The sequence below is a fragment of the Blautia sp. MSJ-19 genome, assembly GCF_018918125.1.
Taxonomy (GTDB): Bacteria; Bacillota; Clostridia; order Lachnospirales; family Lachnospiraceae; genus Blautia_A.
Window position 1 is genome coordinate 121,577 of sequence record NZ_JAHLQA010000035.1, and the last position, 19,532, is coordinate 141,108.

At 43.4% G+C, this 19,532-nt stretch carries 15 protein-coding genes; 1 reads left to right on the forward strand and 14 read right to left on the reverse strand.

The genetic code is table 11. From position 1 onward, the window contains the following. Positions 1-17: 17 nt before the first annotated feature. The 12 genes from KQI91_RS12795 to KQI91_RS12850 form a co-directional block, all read right to left on the reverse strand. Positions 18-1,538, reverse strand: coding sequence for an FKBP-type peptidyl-prolyl cis-trans isomerase (locus tag KQI91_RS12795; RefSeq protein WP_253288589.1), 1,521 nt, complete (start codon positions 1,536-1,538; stop codon positions 18-20). A gap of 181 nt (positions 1,539-1,719) precedes the next feature. Continuing rightward, positions 1,720-5,046, reverse strand: coding sequence for a transcription-repair coupling factor (gene mfd / locus KQI91_RS12800; RefSeq protein WP_216393167.1), 3,327 nt, complete (start codon positions 5,044-5,046; stop codon positions 1,720-1,722). Then, the gene (gene pth, locus KQI91_RS12805; RefSeq protein ID WP_216393168.1) at positions 5,043-5,621 is read right to left on the reverse strand and encodes an aminoacyl-tRNA hydrolase; all 579 of its coding nucleotides are present in this window, start codon (positions 5,619-5,621) and stop codon (positions 5,043-5,045) included. The genes mfd and pth overlap by 4 nt, the downstream gene beginning before the upstream one ends. Positions 5,622-5,639: 18 nt before the next feature. Next, the gene (locus tag KQI91_RS12810; protein WP_216393169.1) at positions 5,640-6,593 is read right to left on the reverse strand and encodes a TIGR03943 family putative permease subunit; all 954 of its coding nucleotides are present in this window, start codon (positions 6,591-6,593) and stop codon (positions 5,640-5,642) included. A gap of 21 nt (positions 6,594-6,614) precedes the next feature. After that, complete coding sequence (locus KQI91_RS12815) at positions 6,615-7,799, reverse strand: CobW family GTP-binding protein (protein WP_216393170.1); 1,185 nt, start codon at positions 7,797-7,799, stop codon at positions 6,615-6,617. Between the two features lie 211 nt (positions 7,800-8,010). Further along, a complete protein-coding gene (locus KQI91_RS12820) occupies positions 8,011-8,244 on the reverse strand; it encodes a hypothetical protein (protein ID WP_022387919.1) in 234 nt (77 codons plus the stop codon). A gap of 193 nt (positions 8,245-8,437) precedes the next feature. Then, entirely contained in the window at positions 8,438-10,324 is a 1,887-nt protein-coding gene (gene glgB, locus KQI91_RS12825; RefSeq protein WP_216393171.1) for a 1,4-alpha-glucan branching protein GlgB, read from the reverse strand. A 227-nt stretch (positions 10,325-10,551) separates the two neighbouring features. Further along, positions 10,552-11,997: a polysaccharide deacetylase family protein gene (locus tag KQI91_RS12830; protein WP_216393172.1), complete on the reverse strand. Its 1,446-nt coding sequence runs from the start codon at positions 11,995-11,997 to the stop codon at positions 10,552-10,554. 142 nt (positions 11,998-12,139) lie between these two features. Further along, positions 12,140-13,240 carry an N-acetylglucosamine-6-phosphate deacetylase gene (gene nagA / locus KQI91_RS12835; protein ID WP_216393173.1) on the reverse strand — a complete coding sequence of 367 codons (1,101 nt, stop codon included), beginning with the start codon at positions 13,238-13,240 and terminating at the stop codon, positions 12,140-12,142. Then, positions 13,237-14,526, reverse strand: a complete 1,290-nt coding sequence (tig, locus tag KQI91_RS12840; protein WP_216393174.1) for a trigger factor — start codon at positions 14,524-14,526, stop codon at positions 13,237-13,239. Before tig ends, nagA begins: the two co-directional genes overlap by 4 nt. A gap of 41 nt (positions 14,527-14,567) precedes the next feature. Then, the gene (locus KQI91_RS12845) at positions 14,568-15,902 is read right to left on the reverse strand and encodes a polysaccharide deacetylase family protein (RefSeq protein WP_216393175.1); all 1,335 of its coding nucleotides are present in this window, start codon (positions 15,900-15,902) and stop codon (positions 14,568-14,570) included. A gap of 23 nt (positions 15,903-15,925) precedes the next feature. Further along, on the reverse strand, positions 15,926-17,476 hold the full coding sequence (locus KQI91_RS12850) for a polysaccharide deacetylase family protein (RefSeq protein ID WP_216393176.1): 1,551 nt from the start codon (positions 17,474-17,476) through the stop codon (positions 15,926-15,928). Positions 17,477-17,711: 235 nt separating this feature from the next. Between KQI91_RS12850 and KQI91_RS12855 the strand changes: the two genes are divergently transcribed. After that, complete coding sequence (locus KQI91_RS12855) at positions 17,712-18,155, forward strand: hypothetical protein (RefSeq protein WP_216393177.1); 444 nt, start codon at positions 17,712-17,714, stop codon at positions 18,153-18,155. Positions 18,156-18,221: 66 nt separating this feature from the next. On the opposite strand, the gene KQI91_RS12860 is transcribed toward KQI91_RS12855, so the two are convergent. Both KQI91_RS12860 and murI read right to left on the reverse strand, forming a co-directional pair. Beyond that, complete coding sequence (locus KQI91_RS12860; RefSeq protein WP_216393178.1) at positions 18,222-18,668, reverse strand: DUF1934 domain-containing protein; 447 nt, start codon at positions 18,666-18,668, stop codon at positions 18,222-18,224. Positions 18,669-18,677: 9 nt separating this feature from the next. Then, positions 18,678-19,499, reverse strand: coding sequence for a glutamate racemase (gene murI, locus KQI91_RS12865; RefSeq protein WP_216393179.1), 822 nt, complete (start codon positions 19,497-19,499; stop codon positions 18,678-18,680). Positions 19,500-19,532 lie beyond the last annotated feature (33 nt).

Genomic DNA, 19,532 nt, shown 5'->3' on the forward strand with positions numbered 1-19,532 from the left:
CTTTTTTATGTTATTTTTTATTCGTAAATTCCATTTACAGTAACATCAAATACTGCTTCTTTTCCTGCCAGTTCTTCTGCAGCATAGTCATCCGGGAAGGTTACAGTTACTTTTACTTCATCCCCTGGATGAGCTCCTACAAGCTGATCCTCAAAGTTATCGATATAGGTTCCGGAACCGATCACAAGGTCTGTTCCATTGCCATCTGTGCTTCCACCATCAAAAGCAGTTCCATCGATCTTACCTACATAATCAATATTTACAGTATCACCGTCTTTTACTTCAAGGGAAGAATCTGTGCTGTAAGAAGGTGCTTCTGTGACAGTTGGTGTTGTTGTCGCTTCAGCTGCTTCTGTCACTTCCGGTGTAACTGTTGCATCCGCAGACTCAGTTACTTCTGGTGTCTCAGTAACTTCTGCATCCTCTGTATCTTCTGTTACTTCTTCAGCAGCCTCTTCTGTCGGTTCTGGTGTAGCAGTTGCAAAAGAGAATTTGTGATTATCTGTAACCTTCAGAGTCTTAAGAACCTTCTTCTCTACCGTAATGTCAGCATCAGCCAGCCATTTATCTGTTGTCTCTGTGTAAAGATTGCTCTCTCTTGTAGAAATGATGGATTCTTTCTTTGTTTCTGTAGCTTCTTCGTCATTTACTTTATCCAGTTTCACTACATAGTAAGCAGAGTCTGTTTCAATGACATCCGGTCCGACTTCTCCATCTTTCAGAGTTCTGAGCACTTCCATAACCTCATCCGGATATGTACTTGCAGAACTGCTGTCAGATTCCTCATCAGAGTCTTCCTCTGCAGCATCTTCATTTGCATCAAATGAACCACTTAAAACAGAATAAGAATCATCTACAGATTTGACGATTTCACTGAAATCTGCTTCCGGATCTGCACTCAGATCATCAAGGATTGTCTGTGCATCTTCTTTTTTCTGCTCAATCTCATCATCACTGAGATCTGCTGTGCTGATGCTTACATAATCAAAGGAGGACTGCTGTGCTTCCTCATCAGAAACATCCTTATCTACATCTGCAATGATCGGATCATGGATTCTGTTCTTGTATGTCTGAAGTTCCAGGTATGTCTTAACCTGATCTTCTGTAACTGCAAGCTCCTGAATCGTCTCATCACTGTTGGCTTCCATAAATGCAGCTGCTGCATCAGCAATCTTCTGCTCGTCATCTTCCGTAATTTCCACATCATAATCAGCAGCTTTTTCTTTCATGATGTACATCAGCTCTATATCTTCCAGACACTGCTCTACAGCCTGCTCACCATAGGTCTTGCCGTCCTCTGCATCCATACTCCAGATAGAATAATCAGAGCCGCCCATAAAGCTCTTATACATAGCCTCTGTCTGCGCCTGACCTTCTCTCACAGAAAGACTCAGTATTCCAAGAGGAACCTCTGTACCATCTACTGTAACAACTGTCTGGCTTCCATCTAATTTTTTCTCACCACAGCCGGTAAGCATTCCTGCTGCCACTACGCCCGCAAGAGCTGCAACCGCTGTTCTCTTTGTCATTGTTTTCATCTCTTCCTCCATTGCTTCACAATTCTAGTACAGCATATAAATAAGAGTATAAACTTTTTTCCCTTTAAGAGCAAGGAGAATCATAAAAATAGCCGTTTTTCACGGATATTTCACAGATTCTCCCCATATATTTCTTATATTAAATTCTCTTCATAAAGGTTTTTTGAAATAATCTTCCGCCTTACTCTTCCACAAGTGTTTCCAGTTCTGTCAGGAAACCCGTCAGTGCTGTCAGAAGATTTCCGACACCCTCCGGCGTAAAGATAAATTTCGGCTCCTGCTCATTCTTGAACTGTAAACCTCTTCTGTATTTCTGCATCAGTACAGGAATTCCGGCCGGATTCAGTTTTGCGCGCTCATACAACGTGATCTTCAGGTCTTTTCCAAGCTGTTTGATCTCCACCACATAGCAGCGGTGCGCCAGCGCTTTCATACGGGCAATCGACAAGAGATTCAACACAGCCTTCGGCAGCTCTCCAAAACGATCCAGAAGCTCTTCCAGCATATCATCATAATCCTGTTGCGTCTCGATTCCCGCAATTCGCTTGTAAATATCCAGCTTCTGATATTCGTTACTGATATAGGAATCCGGAATAAATGCATCCATATTCAGATCGATCGTTGTCTCAAAATCTTCCATGATATGAATTCCTTTTGCCTCTTTGACCGCCTCACTGAGCATCTTACAATACAGATCATATCCAACTGCATTCATGTGCCCATGCTGTTCCGCCCCGAGCAGATTTCCTGCACCACGAAGTTCCAGATCGCGCATCGCAATCTTGAATCCACTTCCCAGATCCGTATATTCCCTGATCGCAGAAAGACGTTTCTCTGCAGTCTCTTTCAGCATCGTATTCCGGCGATACATCAGGAATGCATAGGCAGTACGGTTCGAACGCCCGATCCTTCCACGGAGCTGATACAACTGCGAAAGACCATAGCGATCTGAATCATGAATGATCATGGTATTCACATTTGAAATATCAAGACCGGTCTCAATGATCGTCGTAGAAACCAGCACATCGATTTCTCCGTTGATAAAAGCATACATGACAGCTTCCAGTTCACGCTCACTCATCTGTCCATGTGCAAAATCCACCCTTGCATCCGGCAGAAGCTTTGCGATCCTTGCCGCCACATCCGCAATGTCATTGACACGGTTATACACATAATATACCTGCCCGCCTCTTCGAAGTTCACGATTGATTGCTTCTCTTACTGTTTCTTCGTCATACTCCATAACGTATGTCTGAATCGGTACACGGTCCATTGGAGGCTCTTCCAGAACACTCATATCGCGGATACCGATCATACTCATATGAAGCGTTCGCGGAATCGGCGTTGCTGTCAGCGTCAGCACATCAATATCCTTCTTCAATTGTTTGATTTTTTCTTTGTGAACGACACCGAAACGCTGCTCCTCATCAATGATCAAAAGTCCCAGATTCTTATATTCCACATCTTTGGAAAGTACTCTGTGTGTGCCGACAACAATATCCACCTGGCCCTTTTTCAGATCCGCAATTGTTTTTTTCTGCTGCGCTGCTGTTCGGAAACGGCAGAGCAGATCCACCCTCACCGGAAACTCTTTCATTCGCTGGATAAAGGTGTTATAGACCTGTTGTGCAAGAATCGTAGTCGGTACAAGATATACGACCTGCCGGCTCTCCTGCACGGCCTTAAAGGCAGCCCTCAGTGCCACCTCCGTCTTGCCATATCCAACATCCCCGCACACAAGACGATCCATGATCTTGGTGCTTTCCATATCCTTTTTGGTGTCCTCGATCGCTGCAAGCTGATCCTCGGTTTCCTCATACGGGAACATTTCCTCAAACTCTCGCTGCCATACAGTATCCGGTCCACAGACATATCCCTCTTTTTCCTGACGGACAGCATAGAGCTCTACCAGTTCCCGGGCGATATTCTGTACCGCACCACGGACTCTGGACTTCGTCTTTTTCCATTCCTGTCCGCCAAGGCGGTTCAGCTTCGGCGGTTTTGCCGTCTCCGCACCGGAGTATTTCTGCAATGCATCCAGCTGGGTTGCAAGGATATACAGATTACTTCCATTACGATACTCGATCTTGATATAATCTTTTGCAACTTTATCTACTGCAACCTTCTCGATACCTTTGTAGATGCCAAGTCCATGTTTTTCATGAACCACATAATCTCCTATCGAAAGTTCCGAGAAATCCTGAATCCTCTTTCCGTTATACTCTTTTTTCTTTTTGCACTTCTTCTGCTCTTTACCAAAAATATCCGTTTCTGTGATGACCGCAAACTTAATCAGCGGATATTCAAATCCTTTACGTGCATGACCATAAGCCACCATGATCTCCCCAGGCTGCAGGATACGGTCTGAATCCTGTCCGTAAAAAGCACTCAGGCCTTCTTCCTGCAGATCCTTTGCCAGACGTTCTGCACGGGTTCTGGATCCTGACAGCAGCACAATCTGGTATCCGTCTTTTTTGTATTGTTTCAGATCTTTTACCAGAAGTTCAAAACTGCTCTGATAAGAACCCATAGATTTCACGGTGATGTTAAACAATCCGGATATCTTCCACCCAGATCTTCGCGGATCCAGCAGAGACATGGCAACACAATTTCGGCTGTTCAGTTTATGACAGAGTTCTTCCCAGTCGCACATCCAGTTGATGGAAAGATTCGCCTCCCCTTTTTCCTGTCGATTACGACAACTCTGCTGAAATTCCTCTGAAACATCCTTTGCATTCTCTTCCAGATGATTCAGTTCATCCAGAAAAATAATCGAATCTTTATCCTCAAAATAATCAAGAAAAGATACTCCATTTTTTTCCATTGGCTGTTCTGACGCCGGATAAATTGTAATCTCATCCAGATTTTCCAGAGAACGCTGACTCTGTGCATCAAAGCTGCGGATCGAGTCGATCTCATCTCCCCAAAGCTCAATGCGCCAGGGATTCTCCTCCGTCAGAGAATAGATATCAATGATTCCGCCTCGAATCGAAAACTGTCCCGGCATTTCCACCTGTCCTACACGTTCATAACCCATATGAACAAGTGCTGCCATCAGTTTATCCATATCCAGACTGCTGTCATTACGAAAATGAATCAGCTGCTTTTCTATTTTTTCCAATGGTGCAAGATAATCCATACATCCATCAATACTGGTAACAACCGTAATTTCATTTTCTCGTTCCAGAAGTGCACGGATCACCTGCATACGTTGACGGATCAGCAGATTCCCATGGATATCTGCCTGAAAAAATAAAAAATCCTTTGCGGGATAGTAATATACCTGTTTATCATAAAAACGATAATCTTCATATAATTCTTTTGCGGATTTTTCATCTGCTGCAATTACCAGATGACATGGAAAAAGCCCGGAAAGCCCATACATAAAATGAGCTTTCTGGGACTCTATACAACCACTGATCTCCAGAATTCCATGATTCTTTTTTGCCTGTTTCTGTATTTCTTCCATCTCTGCAAGATTCTGCAGAGGCTGCAAAAATGTCTTCATACATTCCCCGTTTTCTTGTTGAATTCATTCATAGCTGCGTCTACACTGTCAGCCAGGATCATCTCTACAGCTTTGCAGGCTCTGTCCTGCGCTTCTTCCACCAGCTTGCGCTCATCACTGCTAAATCTTCCGAGCACATGATCTGCCAGATCCCAGCCCTTTGGTTTGGCACCGACTCCGACCTTGATACGAACGAATGTCTGTGTGCCTAACTGCTGGATGATATGCTTGATTCCATTATGTCCTCCGGCACTGCCCTTCTTGCGAATGCGAAGCTGTCCCGGTTCCAGATCAATGTCATCATAAACGACTATCATCTCTGTCTCCGGATCGATTTTGAAGTAGTTTGCCATATCCCGGACAGGACCTCCGCTGAGATTCATATAGGAAAGCGGTTTCATCAGAATGACCGGCTGTCCTCCGATTCTTCCTTTTCCGTACATGGCATTGAATTTCACGCCTGCCTGTGGAATATCATATTCCTCCACCAGCTTATCTATTACATCAAATCCCATGTTATGGCGTGTGGCTTCATACTGCCTTCCGGGATTTCCCAAACCTACGATCAGATACATCAGAATTTCCTCGCTGTATTAATTAAAGTAAACCATTTCATCTTCCAGGGCTTCACATGGTTCCACATACTCTGCGTCAAGTACGACACCTTCTTCACCCTGATATTCATTACGTCTTTCAACACTTACTTTTGCTGTGACCTCTACCCACTGTCCAGGTGTCAGCTTCGGTGCATAGGCACTCCTGCATACATATCCCAGGAATGTGGTATCATCTGCACAACAGGTCATTGCAGTACGTCCCGGAACAAAGAATTTACTTCCCATTCCACGTGGTTTCATGACCCTTGCCTTAAATTTGACAGTTTTTCCTTCATAGTTTTCCGGATGATCCATTGCATCTACGAACCAGATACCATAGTCTTCCGGAAGAATTTCAATGACAGGTGCATCCATATCAAATGGCATTTCATCCTGGAAAATATCTCCCAGCTCGCCTTCTTCATCTTCAAAGATGACCTCCGCTCTCTGATTGGCCACTTTGATTCCACGACGATACGTCGGAAGCGGATCATCCTGTTTACAACGGTTAAAGATAACCATATCTGTATTTTTTATCATATCCATGAAAATGGATTTCATGTTTGCCATATACATCTGGAACGTACTTCCATCTACGCAGGTAATCTGCTGCTCTACTCCCCAGCCTTTTGGAAGCTGCATTTTTTCGAAGTTGCTTACCAGCCACATGCCATTATATTCAATAATGACACGTTCCGGCTGATGAAGGATATCCATTGCAACCAGTCTGTCCGTTGTAAAATCTTCTTCGTTTTCTACAACTTCAACAACTGTATTATTCGCTTCCAGCATCGCCGGATCATATTCTTCCTCGCCCTCTTCGCAGAGAATCAGCAAAGTTTTTCCATCGGTGTGAAAATAATCCTGCTGTATGGTAAAACTCAGGAAAGAAGTCTTGCCGCTTTCCAGGAAACCGGTCATTAAATAAATCGGTACTTTGATTTCATCCATTGTCTGTGTTCTCCTCTATGATTACAGGCCAAAGAGTTCAGCCAGTTTGTCCTCTTTCAGTTTGGATCCGATTACGCAGAGGCGTCCTGTATATTCCGGTGCACCCTCGCGAATCTCTGTTTCTTCCGGAACCATGTCAAAATAAATCCATGTTCCGTCTTCTGCAGGAAGCATTCCTTTTGCACGAAGGATGATTCCATATTCATCAGATGCAGAAAGAGCTTCCAGCATCTTCTCAAGATTTTCTCTTGTATATTTCTTAATTGTCTCACGGCCCCAGCTTGTGAATACTTCATCTGCATGATGATGGTGATGGTCATGATGATCGTGTCCACATCCGCATTCATGGTCATGATCGTGATGATGATGTTCATGCTCTTCGTGATCATGGTCATGTCCGCATCCGCATTCTTCATCATGGTCGTGATGATGATGCTCATGCTCTTCGTGATCGTGGTCATGTCCGCATCCGCATTCTTCATCATGGTCGTGATGATGATGCTCATGCTCTTCATGATCATGATGGTGATGTTCCCCATGTTCATGCACATGTCCACATTCCGGGCAAACTTCCTCTTCTGCCAGAAGTTCCTGCTCCAGAGATACCGGATGCTCCATAACTTCAAGGAGTTTCTTTCCTTCCAGTTTCTCAATCGGTGTTGTGATGATTGCTGCTTTGGAGTTGATCTCACGAAGCAGTTCCAGAGATGCCTGTGCTTTTGCTTCATCAACGATATCTGTACGGCTCATGATGATCGCACCTGCATATTCAACCTGATTATTAAAGAACTCCCCAAAGTTTCTCATATACATTTTGCATTTCTTTGCATCAACAACAGTTGTGTAGCTGTTCAGAACCAGTCCGGTCTCTTCTTCTACTCCCTGCACAGCCTTGATGACATCAGATAATTTACCAACGCCAGATGGCTCGATCAGGATTCTGTCCGGATGATATTTGCTGATAACTTCTTTCAGAGATGCCCCAAAATCGCCAACCAGTGAGCAACAGATACATCCGGAATTCATTTCACGAATCTGAATGCCTGCTTCTTTGAGAAATCCTCCATCGATACCGATTTCACCAAATTCATTCTCGATCAGAACGACCTGTTCACCCTGAAAAGCATCTTTCAGAAGTTTTTTGATCAGTGTTGTTTTACCGGCTCCAAGAAAACCGGAGATAATATCAATTTTAGTTTTTTCCATGATTGCATTTCCTCTCTTTCTGCCCGAAGGCAAGATCATGCTTATATTATTTGTTATTTATCACTAACTTATAACGTAATTTGACCAGGAGGCATAACATACCCCCTGGTTATTATCCGCTACTGCTCATCTTACACAGTAACTGTTATCCCATTTGATATGGATAATGGGGACATGAACCAGTCACGCCCCCATTCAATATCTGCTGAAATCAACCGTTGATCATGAAGCTGAGAAGTTTGTCGATATCTTCTTTCTCATATGCTACAATCTCAAGTTCCGGAATTTCTCCGCCGGAGAAGATATTTGCAAGAGATACATACTGAGACAGTTTGGATTTGAGGTTCAGTCTGTCGCCTTCACCTGTTACCAGTTCAACTTTTCCCTGGCAGCTGTCTACTACTTCAAAAAACTTTTCGATGTCTTTAATATTGGATACTTTCATTGTAATTCTCCTTTCGGAATCTTTATTATTATTGTCAATTTACTGCATTTCATTACATACTGGGGTACTTATTGATTTCTTTCCCTCAGTCGCGTTCAGTATAAACCATATCTTATTAAATTGCAATGACTTTTACTGTCAAAATTATATGACGATTCCAATGAATATTTGTAATTATTCACAGGAATACATATTAATAAGTAAATACTGCAACACCATAGCCTGGAAGTGAATAGCCAAATGAAAACTCTCTGTGGTCACACTCCTGTGCTTCTGCCTTGAATACCTTCGGTTTATCCAGAAGTCCATGTTCATCCATAATCAGCTTGTACTGTTTCTTCTTCGGAACGCCTACACGATAATCCGGACGATCAACCGGGGTAAAGTTAACCACAAACAGAAGATTGTTTCTCTTTGTCGGTGATTTTCTTACCAGACTGAAAATGCTTCTGTATGCATCATCTGCATTGATCCACTCAAAACCATTCGGATCATTATCGCCGGCATACAGGGCAGGATACTTGGTATACATATGTAACAGTGTCTTCACAAATTCCTGCAGATCCTGATGCGGTTCTTCATTCAGAAGATACCAGTCAAGTTCTCTCTCTTCGCTCCATTCACGCAGCTGCCCGAACTCCTGCCCCATGAACAGAAGTTTCTTTCCTGGATGGAACAGCATAAATGCATAAGCGGCTTTCAGATTACGAATCTTTTCTTCCGGATATCCCGGCATCTTATTAACCATAGAGCATTTCAGATGTACAACTTCATCATGAGAAATGACAAGCACATATTTCTCACTGTATGCATAAGTCATAGAGAACGTCATCTTATTATGGTTATCTTTACGGAAATACGGATCCAGTTTCATATACTCAAGAAAATCATTCATCCAACCCATATTCCATTTCAGTGAAAATCCAAGTCCCCCATCCTCAGCTTTGCCTGTAACCTGCGGCCATGCAGTGGATTCTTCTGCAATCATAACAGTTCCATGATTTCTGCCAAGAACTACTGTATTCAGATGTTTGAAAAATTCGATTGCTTCCAGGTTCTTGTTGTCGCCATATTTGTTGGCAACCCATTCGCCGTCTTTCTTACCATAATCCAGATACAGCATAGAAGCTACAGCATCTACACGGAGGCCATCTACATGACACTCTTCAACCCAGTAAAGAGCATTCGCAATCAGGAAGTTTTTGACTTCCGGACGGCCATAATTATAAATCTTGGTCCCCCAGTCCGGATGCTCTCCCTGTCTCGGGTCTTCATGTTCATAAACCGCAGTACCGTCAAAATTTGCCAGTCCATGTGCATCCTTCGGGAAGTGTGCCGGTACCCAGTCCAAAATGACACCGATCTTGTTTCGATGCAGATAATCGATCATATATTTAAAATCCTGAACTGTTCCATAGCGGGAGGTCGGAGCATAATAGCCAGTTACCTGATATCCCCAGGATCCATCAAACGGATGCTCTGCGATTCCCATAAGCTCTACATGTGTATAGCCCATTTTCTTCACATAGGCAGCAAGTTCATGAGCAAGCTCACGATAATTGTAATATCCCGGATCATCCTCATTCTTTGCTTCATGTTTTTTCCAGGAACCCGGATGTACCTCATAGATTGCCATCGGACTTCTGTTCTCATCAAATTCCGGACGTTTCTTCATCCATGTAGTATCTTTCCACTTGTAGTCTGTGATATCTGCTACTCTGGATGCTGTTCCAGGTCTTAACTCTGCTTCATTGCCATATGGATCTGCTTTGTATAATTCTTCTCCATGATAGCCAATAATATAAAACTTATACAGATCTCCAACCTTTGCTCCAGGTATAAACGTCTCATATACTCCAATCGGACCTGTCTTCTGCATTGGATTTGCCTGTGTATCCCAGTTATTAAAATCACCGACAACGGAAACCGATCTTGCATTCGGTGCCCACACTGCAAAATACACACCTTTTTTACGTCTCTGTGTAGTTGGATGCGCCCCTAATTTCTTATAGATGTCGTAATGGGTTCCCTGTCCGAACAGATACTGATCCAGTTCTGTAAACTGCAACTTCTCTCCCATTCAAACGTACCTCCCTTAACCGTTATTTGATTCCGGCACTCTTGCTTTCCCCGTGCCATTCATCAGCATTATGCACATTTATGATGCTGATATTTTTGAATTTTATAGTCACATTATACCAATCCGTATTGCCTCCGTCAATTAAAATAACCCTCTTGAATCCGAAAAAAAGAGGGCAGTCTGACTTTCTTTCGTCAAATCTGTCCTCTTTTGTAAAATCATTTTAATCAGTACTCTTCATCCGAATAATCGCCGTCATACGAGCTGTCATCATAATAGTCTCCGTCATCTCCTGACGAGTCATCATAAGACCCATCATCTGAAGATCCATCATCGTAAGACGTATCCTCATCCGAAGATCCGTCACTGTCGGAACTTCCATCGCTGATGTCACTACTATCCGTGCTTCCACTACCTGAATCAGATGAACTGCTGTCAGAAGAAGCTGCATCGGATCCGTCTGTACTGTCTGTGCTTCCATCTGTAGAAGTACTGTTTCCACTATATCCGGCAACCAGTCCGTTGTTGAGGGAGCTGTCCCAGAAATCAGAATAGCACGTATTCTGTAAGGTAACCCCTTTGGCTGCTGCCAGTTCGCTGACTGTCATAAGCTTGTATCCCTTTGCGACAAGCTCCGGAATCATTTGGATCGCAGCCTGTACAGAAGGTTCATGAATATCATGCATCAGGATAATGGAACCATCTGTAAGATCCCCATTCATGACCGCATCATAGTCCTTGCTGACATCCTTATAACTCCAGTCCAGAGAATCCAGTGACCATGTAAAAAATGGCTTGCCTACTGTAGAAACAATATCATCGTTCCAGTTTCCATATGGAGCCCTGGCAACACTTGCTTTCTGTCCGCATGCTGCTTCCAGTGCCGCATCTGTATCAGAGAACTGTTTCGCCACACTGTCAATATCCAGATTAAAGAGATTCGGGTGATCCCAGGAATGACTTCCGATCTCACAGCCGATATCCACCATTCTCTGTACCTCTGACTGCCAGTTCTCTACATTCTGTCCAAGCATAAAGAACGTTGCATGTGCATTGTTTTCTTCCAGACAATCCAGAAGTGCATCCGTATATTCTCCAGGACCATCATCAAAGGTAAATGCTATTCTGGTCTTGTGCTGACTTGGATCATAAGTACCATCATCATTGAAATAATAATCATCAAATCCAACACTGATCCATCCTGTCTGGACATAACCATTATCGCTGAAATAATATGTAGAACCGTCAATTTCCTGCATGCCGCCTGCAAAATATGTACCATCGGCATTCTGATACCATTTGCCGTTTTCGTCATCATGCCATCCTGCAGTAAGCTGTGATGCCTTTGTCAGATCGCTCTTGCCCTTCAGCGGCTGACGGATTGCTGCATTGGTACTCGTCTGCACTTCACTCTGATCCGTTCCATCTGAATCTGTCGTTCCTGAATCTGTTGTATCTGTACCATTCGTTGTCTCAACCTCTGCCTGTACCTGTGAAGGTTTATCCACATTTTTGCCTCCGACACGATTGATCACCGGAAGGATGATCCCCCGGATCACAAAGATCACTACCAAAAGCACTGCAACGACACATGCACCCTTTTTCATCATCTGTCGTCGTCTCAGCTGCTGCTGTTTTTTACGCATTCGTTCGCGTAGTACTCTCTTATCCATTAATTCCACCTGCGTATTTCTATAACTTTTGTCTCTTACTCACTATCATAACGCATTTAATTCTTAATTACAATGACATTTCCTGAACTAAATCCGAAATAATAAGTCTGTCTGCTTACAATCATCAGAACGCATGTAGATGTCAGATAACCTGTTTCAATTCAAACTCCGGTGTCACCAGTACAAGATCCGCTTCTTTTCCGGTGGAGACAGAACCTGTCCGTTCATAGATGCCTATGCTCTTTGCCGGATTTCGTGTGGCTGCAAAAATTGCCTGTTCCACCGGTACCCCAAACTCTATTGCCTTGCACATACAGTCAAAAAGATTCGTCGCAGAACCGGCCAGAGTTCCGTCTTTCAGCACTGCTTTACGGTCTTTTACCGTAACTTCCTGACCACCAAGCTCATATGTACCGTTTTCCATTCCGGTCGCGCGCATGGAATCACTGATCAGGATTACACGCTCCGGGCCAAACATCCGGAAGGTTGCCCTTACTACTGATGGATGAATATGATATCCGTCACTGATCAGCTCTACCATACAGTCAGGATCATCCATAGCAGCCCCGATCAGCCCTGGTTCTCTGTGTGCCAGTGGCTGCATGGCATTATAAAGATGCGTCACATGATGTGCCCCCAGAGACATAGCTTCTTTCGCGCAGTCATAATCTGCCGCAGTATGCCCCAGAGAAATACAGAATTCCTCATGCATTTCTCTGATAAAGTCCATAGCCCTGCTTACATTCGGTGCAAGCGTAACCAGACGGATCTTTCCTCCTGCAACCTCATTCAGCTCTTTCATGAAGTCAGCATCCGGCTCTGCAATCCATTCTTCCACATGTGCACCCTTTTTTGCAGGATCCAGAAACGGCCCTTCCATGTTGATGCCTGCCACATAGGCTCCATCTGCTGTCTGTGCTTCCTCAATGCTCCGGAAAATCTTTATCAGCCGTTCCTTTGGAAGTGTCATAGAAGTAGGACAATAGGATGTAATTCCCGAACGCCTCTCATATTTCAGGATTTCTTTTAACCCGTCCACATCTCCATCTGAAAAATCTTTTCCATATGCTCCATGACTGTGGATATCCACAAGTCCAGGCAGGATCAGAAGTCCCTCTGCATTCAGGATTTCCTCTTTTCCTGTCATCTCATTCTCAGAAACCAGCTTATGATTTTTTATATAAAGTGTCTGTTTTTTAAAAGTCCCATCTTCCTGAAAAACATTTCCGTTTTTGATTATCATCCTTCATTTGCCACGTCAGAGTCATCCTCTGCTGCAGCATCCTCACTTTCCTCTGTTCCGGGTTCTTCTGTTACTTCGAGTTCTTCGTCAGAATCCAGTTCCAGATCTTCTCCCGCTGCGTCTTCGTTCGCAACTTCGCCATCTGTGCCTGTTGTTTCGTTAATAGTTGCCTGATCAACAATATAGCGTTCTACCATCAGAAGTCCCAGTGATTCCTGCACTTCCTGTTCTCCATATGCCTCAATCATCTCGTCCAGACTGGTAAATCCATACTCCTGAAGCAGTTCATCCTGGATTTTCTGTGCATCGTCACTGTCAAGACTGAGATTTTCTGCATCCATGATTCCCTGCACGATCAGATTCTGTTCTACTTTGGATTCCGCATACTGCTGGCACTGTTCATTATACTCATCCTCTGTCATTCCCTGCGCTTCCAGGAAATCTGCCAGTTCCATATCCGCCTGTTTCAGATAATCTTCTGTAAATTTTTTGTATGTTTCTGTTGCCTGTTCTACATCTTCTTTTGGATATTCTTTTATCTCCGAAGCTGCAAGTACCTCGCTCCATGCACTGCTGTAAAGATCATAATCTGCAGATTCAGCCGCAGAATCCTCCAGTTGCTTCTTTACAGCCTCCCGATACTCATCTACGGTATTATAATCCGTATTTGCTTTGACCCAGACATCATTCAGCTCTGCCGGGCGGGTAAATTTCTGAAGTGTGATCTCAAAAACAACATCTTTTCCCGCAACGGAGCTTTCATAGTAGTCCTCCGGGAAAGTCAGATCCAACTCCTTCGTTTCTCCCTTTTTCATGCCAATGATTCCGTCTTCAAACCCATCGATCATGCCACCGTCTCCGACCACAAGATCATAATCCTCTGCAGAACCACCATCAAATTCTTTTCCATCTATAGTTCCGGTAAAATTGATCGTTACTGTATCCCCTTCTTCTACCGTTCCATCCTTGACCTCTGTCCCCTTATCTTCAAGTTCATAATCAATCTCTGCCTGAATATCATCTTCTGTGACAGACTGTGAAACTCTGTTGAGTGTAAGACCCTTATATTTACCAATGGTAATATAATCGGAAACATCAGAAACAGAAACAAGTCTTGTTTCAGAAGAAGAGGCTTTCGTATCTTTTTTGCTGTCATCAGAAGTCTCTTTGGTTTCTTCTGTATCTTTCGCTGTCTCTGTTTTGTTATCTTCTGCTGCCTTTCCACATGCTGCTGCGGAAAATGCCATACACATTACCAGCATTACAGCAACTACTTTTTTCTTCATAATAATAAACTCCTTTCGAATCTGTGAGCTGTACCCATCTGTTACATAGGTGGTACCGGTGTCGGTCTGGAGGAATCCCAGACTTCAGATACATCAAAAAGATCACTCAGCATTTCCGGATTGTAATACATACGGTATCCATCCAGATTTCTTCTTCCCTGGCGGAAATACTGATCCGTGATCTGCACAAAATACTGACTGGAATCTACATTGCAGAAATAATCATATCCTGCTTTCTTATAGTACTCAAATTTAGGATTATCAGACGAATATCCTTCCCAGTCTCCAATATCTGCACCAAATGCAAAAATGATCATATCAGTGTCTCCAAGAATCGGAGCCACATAAGATTTCCATTTCTTATCATCTGTCTGAAGATCTTCGGCTGAACGCTCTGTCGCATTCATATGACCCCAGGTATGACTGGCAAACTCCCAGCCCTCTGCCTTCATGGCATCTGCCACTTTCGTTGCATCTTTTACATCCTGATCATAATCAAAATCCGGATTATCTTCGAGGAACTTCTTCTGATCATCCTGAAGGTCCTCTTTTGTTTTGTAGGCTATATCTGTTCTGTATCCTAATACTCCATTATATCCGGTCATTGCAAGGATTCCCTTACGACCATGATAAGAAAAATCCGGATGCTCTTTGATAAAAGAATCCAGAAGCGGCACCAGATCATAATCCCCGACCGATACACTTCCGTCAGCTTCGACATATTCCGTCTTTACATCCCCGTTTTCATCGAGCACCAGTTTGGATGCACATCCATCACCATCCATATAATGATAATAACTGACATCATCCTGTGACAGTACAAAAGGAATCTTGCCTTCCGGCACCATGATCTTACCACGGCTCATTGTTCCATCTTTGTTGACTGTTGCCATATCGTGCGGACTTACCAGCACATATCCTTTATCATACATAATCTGGATGATCTTATTGAATTCACTGACCGTCGTCATAACCTGATTATAATTTCCGGACTTTGCATCTCCGTCAAAAGCTCTGGAAGTATCCTCGATCAGTGTATGAAAAAACACATGTGTGATCTGTTCCAGAGGATACTCTACCAGCGATTTCTTCGCAATCTGACATTTCGCAGCAAGATCCATATAGTCTTTGTTCTTTGTAAAATCATCCTGATTCTTCAGTAATTTGATTGCCTCATCATAATTATACTGCTGGTACATGATCGTTGCCTGGGTAAGCACATCATCTTCTTCTGTATCCTTCGCATTTTTTGTATCTGCTGATACAGTCTGCACCAGTTTTTCTTTTATCACACCCGTGTCAGGCAGATAACTGCTTCCCACAGTCAGAACTGCTGCCGTGAACACGGCTGTAAGTATCATTGTTCGTTTTTTCATATTTTATTCCCCTCTTGAATCATTCAGCTCATCGGCGGTACCGGTGTCGGTCTGGCCGGATCAAATACGCTCTTCGCGTCAAACAGATCCTCCAGAAGCTCCGGATTATAGTACATACGGTATCCGTCTAAATTTCTTCTCCCCTGACGGAAATACCGGTCTCTGATCTGCACATAATATTTGCTGGAATCCACATTGCAGAAATAATTGTATCCAACACTCTTCAGATATTCAAATTTATCTCCCGAATAATCTTCTGCTCCACAAAGGTCGGTTCCAAATGCAAAAATAATAATATCTGTGCCGCCAATCAGCGGATCAACATTGTCTTTAAATTTCTGGGTATCAGCCTGCAATGTCTCCAGTGAAATCTGTCCCACATTCTGATGTCCCCAGGTATGGCTTGCAAACAACCAGCCATCCTCTTTCATTGCTTCGGCCACTTTCTTTGCACCTTCCCGCTCTTTTTCAAGGCTGAAATCCGGATGTGCATTAAGCCATTCTACTTTATTTGCGTCCAGATCTGCCGGACGTGTCTCATAACTCTGGTCAGTCCTGTAACCAAGAATTCCATTGTATCCAGTCAGTGCTACGATTCCTTTTGCTCCTCTGTATGAAAAATCAGGATGTTCCTCTACAAATCGGTCGATCAACGGAACCATATCATAATCTCCTACAGACACACTTCCATCATCCTCGACGTATTCATTTTTTATCTTACCATCCTCATCAACAACCAGCTTGGTCGCAAATCCATCGCCATCCATATAATGATAATAGCAGACATCATCCTGTGACAGTACAAAAGGAATCTTGCCCGGTGGAAGAAGGATTTCCCCCGGTGTCATGGTTCCGTCATCATTCACGGTTGCCATATCATAAATGCTTACCATGACATAGCCTTTTTCATACATAGTCTCCGTGATCTTGTTAAACTCATCAATCGTTGTCATGACCTGATTATAGTCAGCCTCTTTATAATCTCCGTCAAAGGCCTTGGAAGTATCTTTGATCAGCGTATGATAAAAAACATGTGTAACTTCTTCCAGCGGCCAGGACTGGCAGGAATCACGTTCTTTCTCATACTCTTTTACTGCGCTCTGCATATCTGCATTCTCACTGAATCCGCTCTGCTTCTTAAGCAGTTCAATAGCATTATCATAATCATACTGCGCTGCCAGAAGAGAAGCCTGCGCAAGAACATCCTTCTGTGAATCAGACGGGCTTGCACTGTTGTCTGCATTTTGCGTATTTTCGCCATTCTGTGCATTTTCCTGGGAAGCTTTTTCACTTCCCTTGTTGACTGCTCCGGAATTCTTCTGCCCGCTGCTGTTTCCCAAATGACGAACGATTCCATTGACTGCGCCGACTGCCACAACAACTGTAATAACTGCAGTCATTCCAAGAATCATCATCTTTCTCCGGCGTTCTCTTTTGCGTCTCGCAATCCTTCTCCGGCGACGACGTTCCCGACGCTCCTGAAATTCCCGTTCCTCGGCTTCTGTTCTTTCTATTTCATCCCCATACATTCGTTTATTCTCTGCTTCTTTTGTTCTGTTGTTTTTCCCTTCCATACTAACTCTCCATGTATCTTTTTCTGTAATTCTTAGTGTACCCACGGACATTCTTATTTTATTACATCTTTTGTACAAAAACCTCTCTCTATTATACCGATTTCCTTTAATCTTTGCCACTGCTTTTCCTGTTCTTTAGTGATTTTTCCTGAATTTGTTTGCCTTTTGTAATAAATGATGTTAGAATATATTTCGCATAACAATATTTGTAAATTACATATTGAGGAGGGTATCTATGAGTACACTTACCATCGTCCTTCTTGTGATTCTGGTCATTCTGATCGGTGCCCTGATCGCTCTTTATTTCTTTGGAAAAAAGGCTCAGAAAAAGCAAGAAGAACAGCAGGCCCAGATTGAAGCAGCTAAACAGACAGTTTCCATGCTGATCATTGATAAGAAACGGCTTCCGTTAAAAGAATCCGGTCTTCCACAGATGGTGATCGACCAGGCTCCAAAGCTTATGCGTCGTTCCAAACTGCCAATCGTTAAAGCAAAGGTCGGACCAAAGATTTCCATTCTGATCGCAGACGAAAAAGTCTTTGATCTGATTCCTGTCAAAAAAGAAGTAAAAGCCGAAGTCAGCGGTTTATACATCGTTGGTGTAAAAGGTATCCGTGGTTCCCTTGAAACACCGGCACCTAAGAAAAAAGGCTTCTTCAAAAGATTACGCAACAAATAATATCGCAATGCAGAAATGCCCGGAAGGTTTGATCTCCTTCCGGGCATTTTTTCAGATCTGTTTTATTTATAAAATAAAATCTTCAGAATCTCTGGACTGCGCCTGCACGGTAAGATAACAGTCAGCCACATGTTCCTCATTCATATCCAGGGCATAATCTACTTTTAACCGGATATTATCATCCTCTTCCTCGAGTTCCAGACCGGTCGCTGCGATACCCATCTGAAGTGTTCCGAACGGTGTGGAATAAAAAGTCATATTTTTCTTTCCCTGTTCAAAAACCATATGTACATTTACCTGCCCCTGTTTCCGGACTTCTACACCCTGTGCGGACATCTTGATATAATTAACCGTGGGTACTGCCGTGTCATCCATCATTTCTTCATAACGGAGATAATGGCTCCCATTTCGAAAATAATATTGTCCAGGAACAACAATCTCAATCGGTTCCTGCTCTTCCTCCGGGTCCATCATCTGAAGTCCCCGTACATGTATCAGCACATCTTTTTTCATCTGTTTCTCCTAATATTTTTCAATATCAATCTTCTTTGTCATCTCCACATCATACGGAAGAATCGAATTTGCAAATTCTTTAAATTCATCTGCCAGATCACTGACATAAAAACGATAAGGAAATTCTTCCTGCTGTTTGCCGGTACTGAGCATATCTGTCTGTTCAAGCAGATTTTTCAGCTCAAGTGCCGTCTCATATGCCGGATTTACCAGACGAACCTTTTCTCCCATAACTTCCCTGATCGTGGAACGAATCAGTGGATAATGCGTACATCCAAGAATCAGCGTATCCACTTCTTTGTCTTTCATTTCCTGCAGATATCTGTTTGCAACTTCCAGCGTTACCGGATCGTGAAGCCATCCTTCCTCTACAAGAGGAACAAACAACGGACATGCCTTGCCGATCACTGTGATTTCCGGATCAAGTTTCTTGAGGTATGTTTCATGGATTCCACTTCCTACCGTACCAAGAGTACCAATCACACCAACCCGCTTATTTACTGTTTCCTGTGCGGCAACTTTGGCCCCTGCTCCGATCACACCCAGAACAGGAATATCCAGATCATCCTTCACCGCATCCAGTGCAAACGCACTTGCTGTATTGCAGGCGATCACGATCGCCTTGACATTCTGGTTCCTCAGAAAATGAATGATCTGTCTGGAGTAGCGGATTACCGTATCTCTGGATTTGCTTCCATAAGGCACTCTGGCAGTATCACCAAAATAAACGATCTTTTCCGAAGGAAGATTTCTCATGATCTCACGGGCAACCGTCAGACCTCCTACTCCGGAATCAAACACACCAATAGGTGCATCTCTATCTATCTTCATATATAACTCTCCAGTTCTGTGTTATGTATCCGG

Coding starts and splice junctions, on each gene's coding strand:
- KQI91_RS12795 (WP_253288589.1), bottom strand. CDS start 1,538: ATGAAAACAATGACAAAGAGAACAGCGGTTGCAGCTCTTGCGGGCGTA.
- mfd (WP_216393167.1), bottom strand. CDS start 5,046: ATGAAGACATTTTTGCAGCCTCTGCAGAATCTTGCAGAGATGGAAGAA.
- pth (WP_216393168.1), bottom strand. CDS start 5,621: ATGTATCTGATCGTAGGTTTGGGAAATCCCGGAAGGCAGTATGAAGCC.
- KQI91_RS12810 (WP_216393169.1), bottom strand. CDS start 6,593: ATGGATGAAATCAAAGTACCGATTTATTTAATGACCGGTTTCCTGGAA.
- KQI91_RS12815 (WP_216393170.1), bottom strand. CDS start 7,799: ATGGAAAAAACTAAAATTGATATTATCTCCGGTTTTCTTGGAGCCGGT.
- KQI91_RS12820 (WP_022387919.1), bottom strand. CDS start 8,244: ATGAAAGTATCCAATATTAAAGACATCGAAAAGTTTTTTGAAGTAGTA.
- glgB (WP_216393171.1), bottom strand. CDS start 10,324: ATGGGAGAGAAGTTGCAGTTTACAGAACTGGATCAGTATCTGTTCGGA.
- KQI91_RS12830 (WP_216393172.1), bottom strand. CDS start 11,997: ATGGATAAGAGAGTACTACGCGAACGAATGCGTAAAAAACAGCAGCAG.
- nagA (WP_216393173.1), bottom strand. CDS start 13,240: ATGATAATCAAAAACGGAAATGTTTTTCAGGAAGATGGGACTTTTAAA.
- tig (WP_216393174.1), bottom strand. CDS start 14,526: ATGAAGAAAAAAGTAGTTGCTGTAATGCTGGTAATGTGTATGGCATTT.
- KQI91_RS12845 (WP_216393175.1), bottom strand. CDS start 15,902: ATGAAAAAACGAACAATGATACTTACAGCCGTGTTCACGGCAGCAGTT.
- KQI91_RS12850 (WP_216393176.1), bottom strand. CDS start 17,476: ATGGAAGGGAAAAACAACAGAACAAAAGAAGCAGAGAATAAACGAATG.
- KQI91_RS12855 (WP_216393177.1), top strand. CDS start 17,712: ATGAGTACACTTACCATCGTCCTTCTTGTGATTCTGGTCATTCTGATC.
- KQI91_RS12860 (WP_216393178.1), bottom strand. CDS start 18,668: ATGAAAAAAGATGTGCTGATACATGTACGGGGACTTCAGATGATGGAC.
- murI (WP_216393179.1), bottom strand. CDS start 19,499: ATGAAGATAGATAGAGATGCACCTATTGGTGTGTTTGATTCCGGAGTA.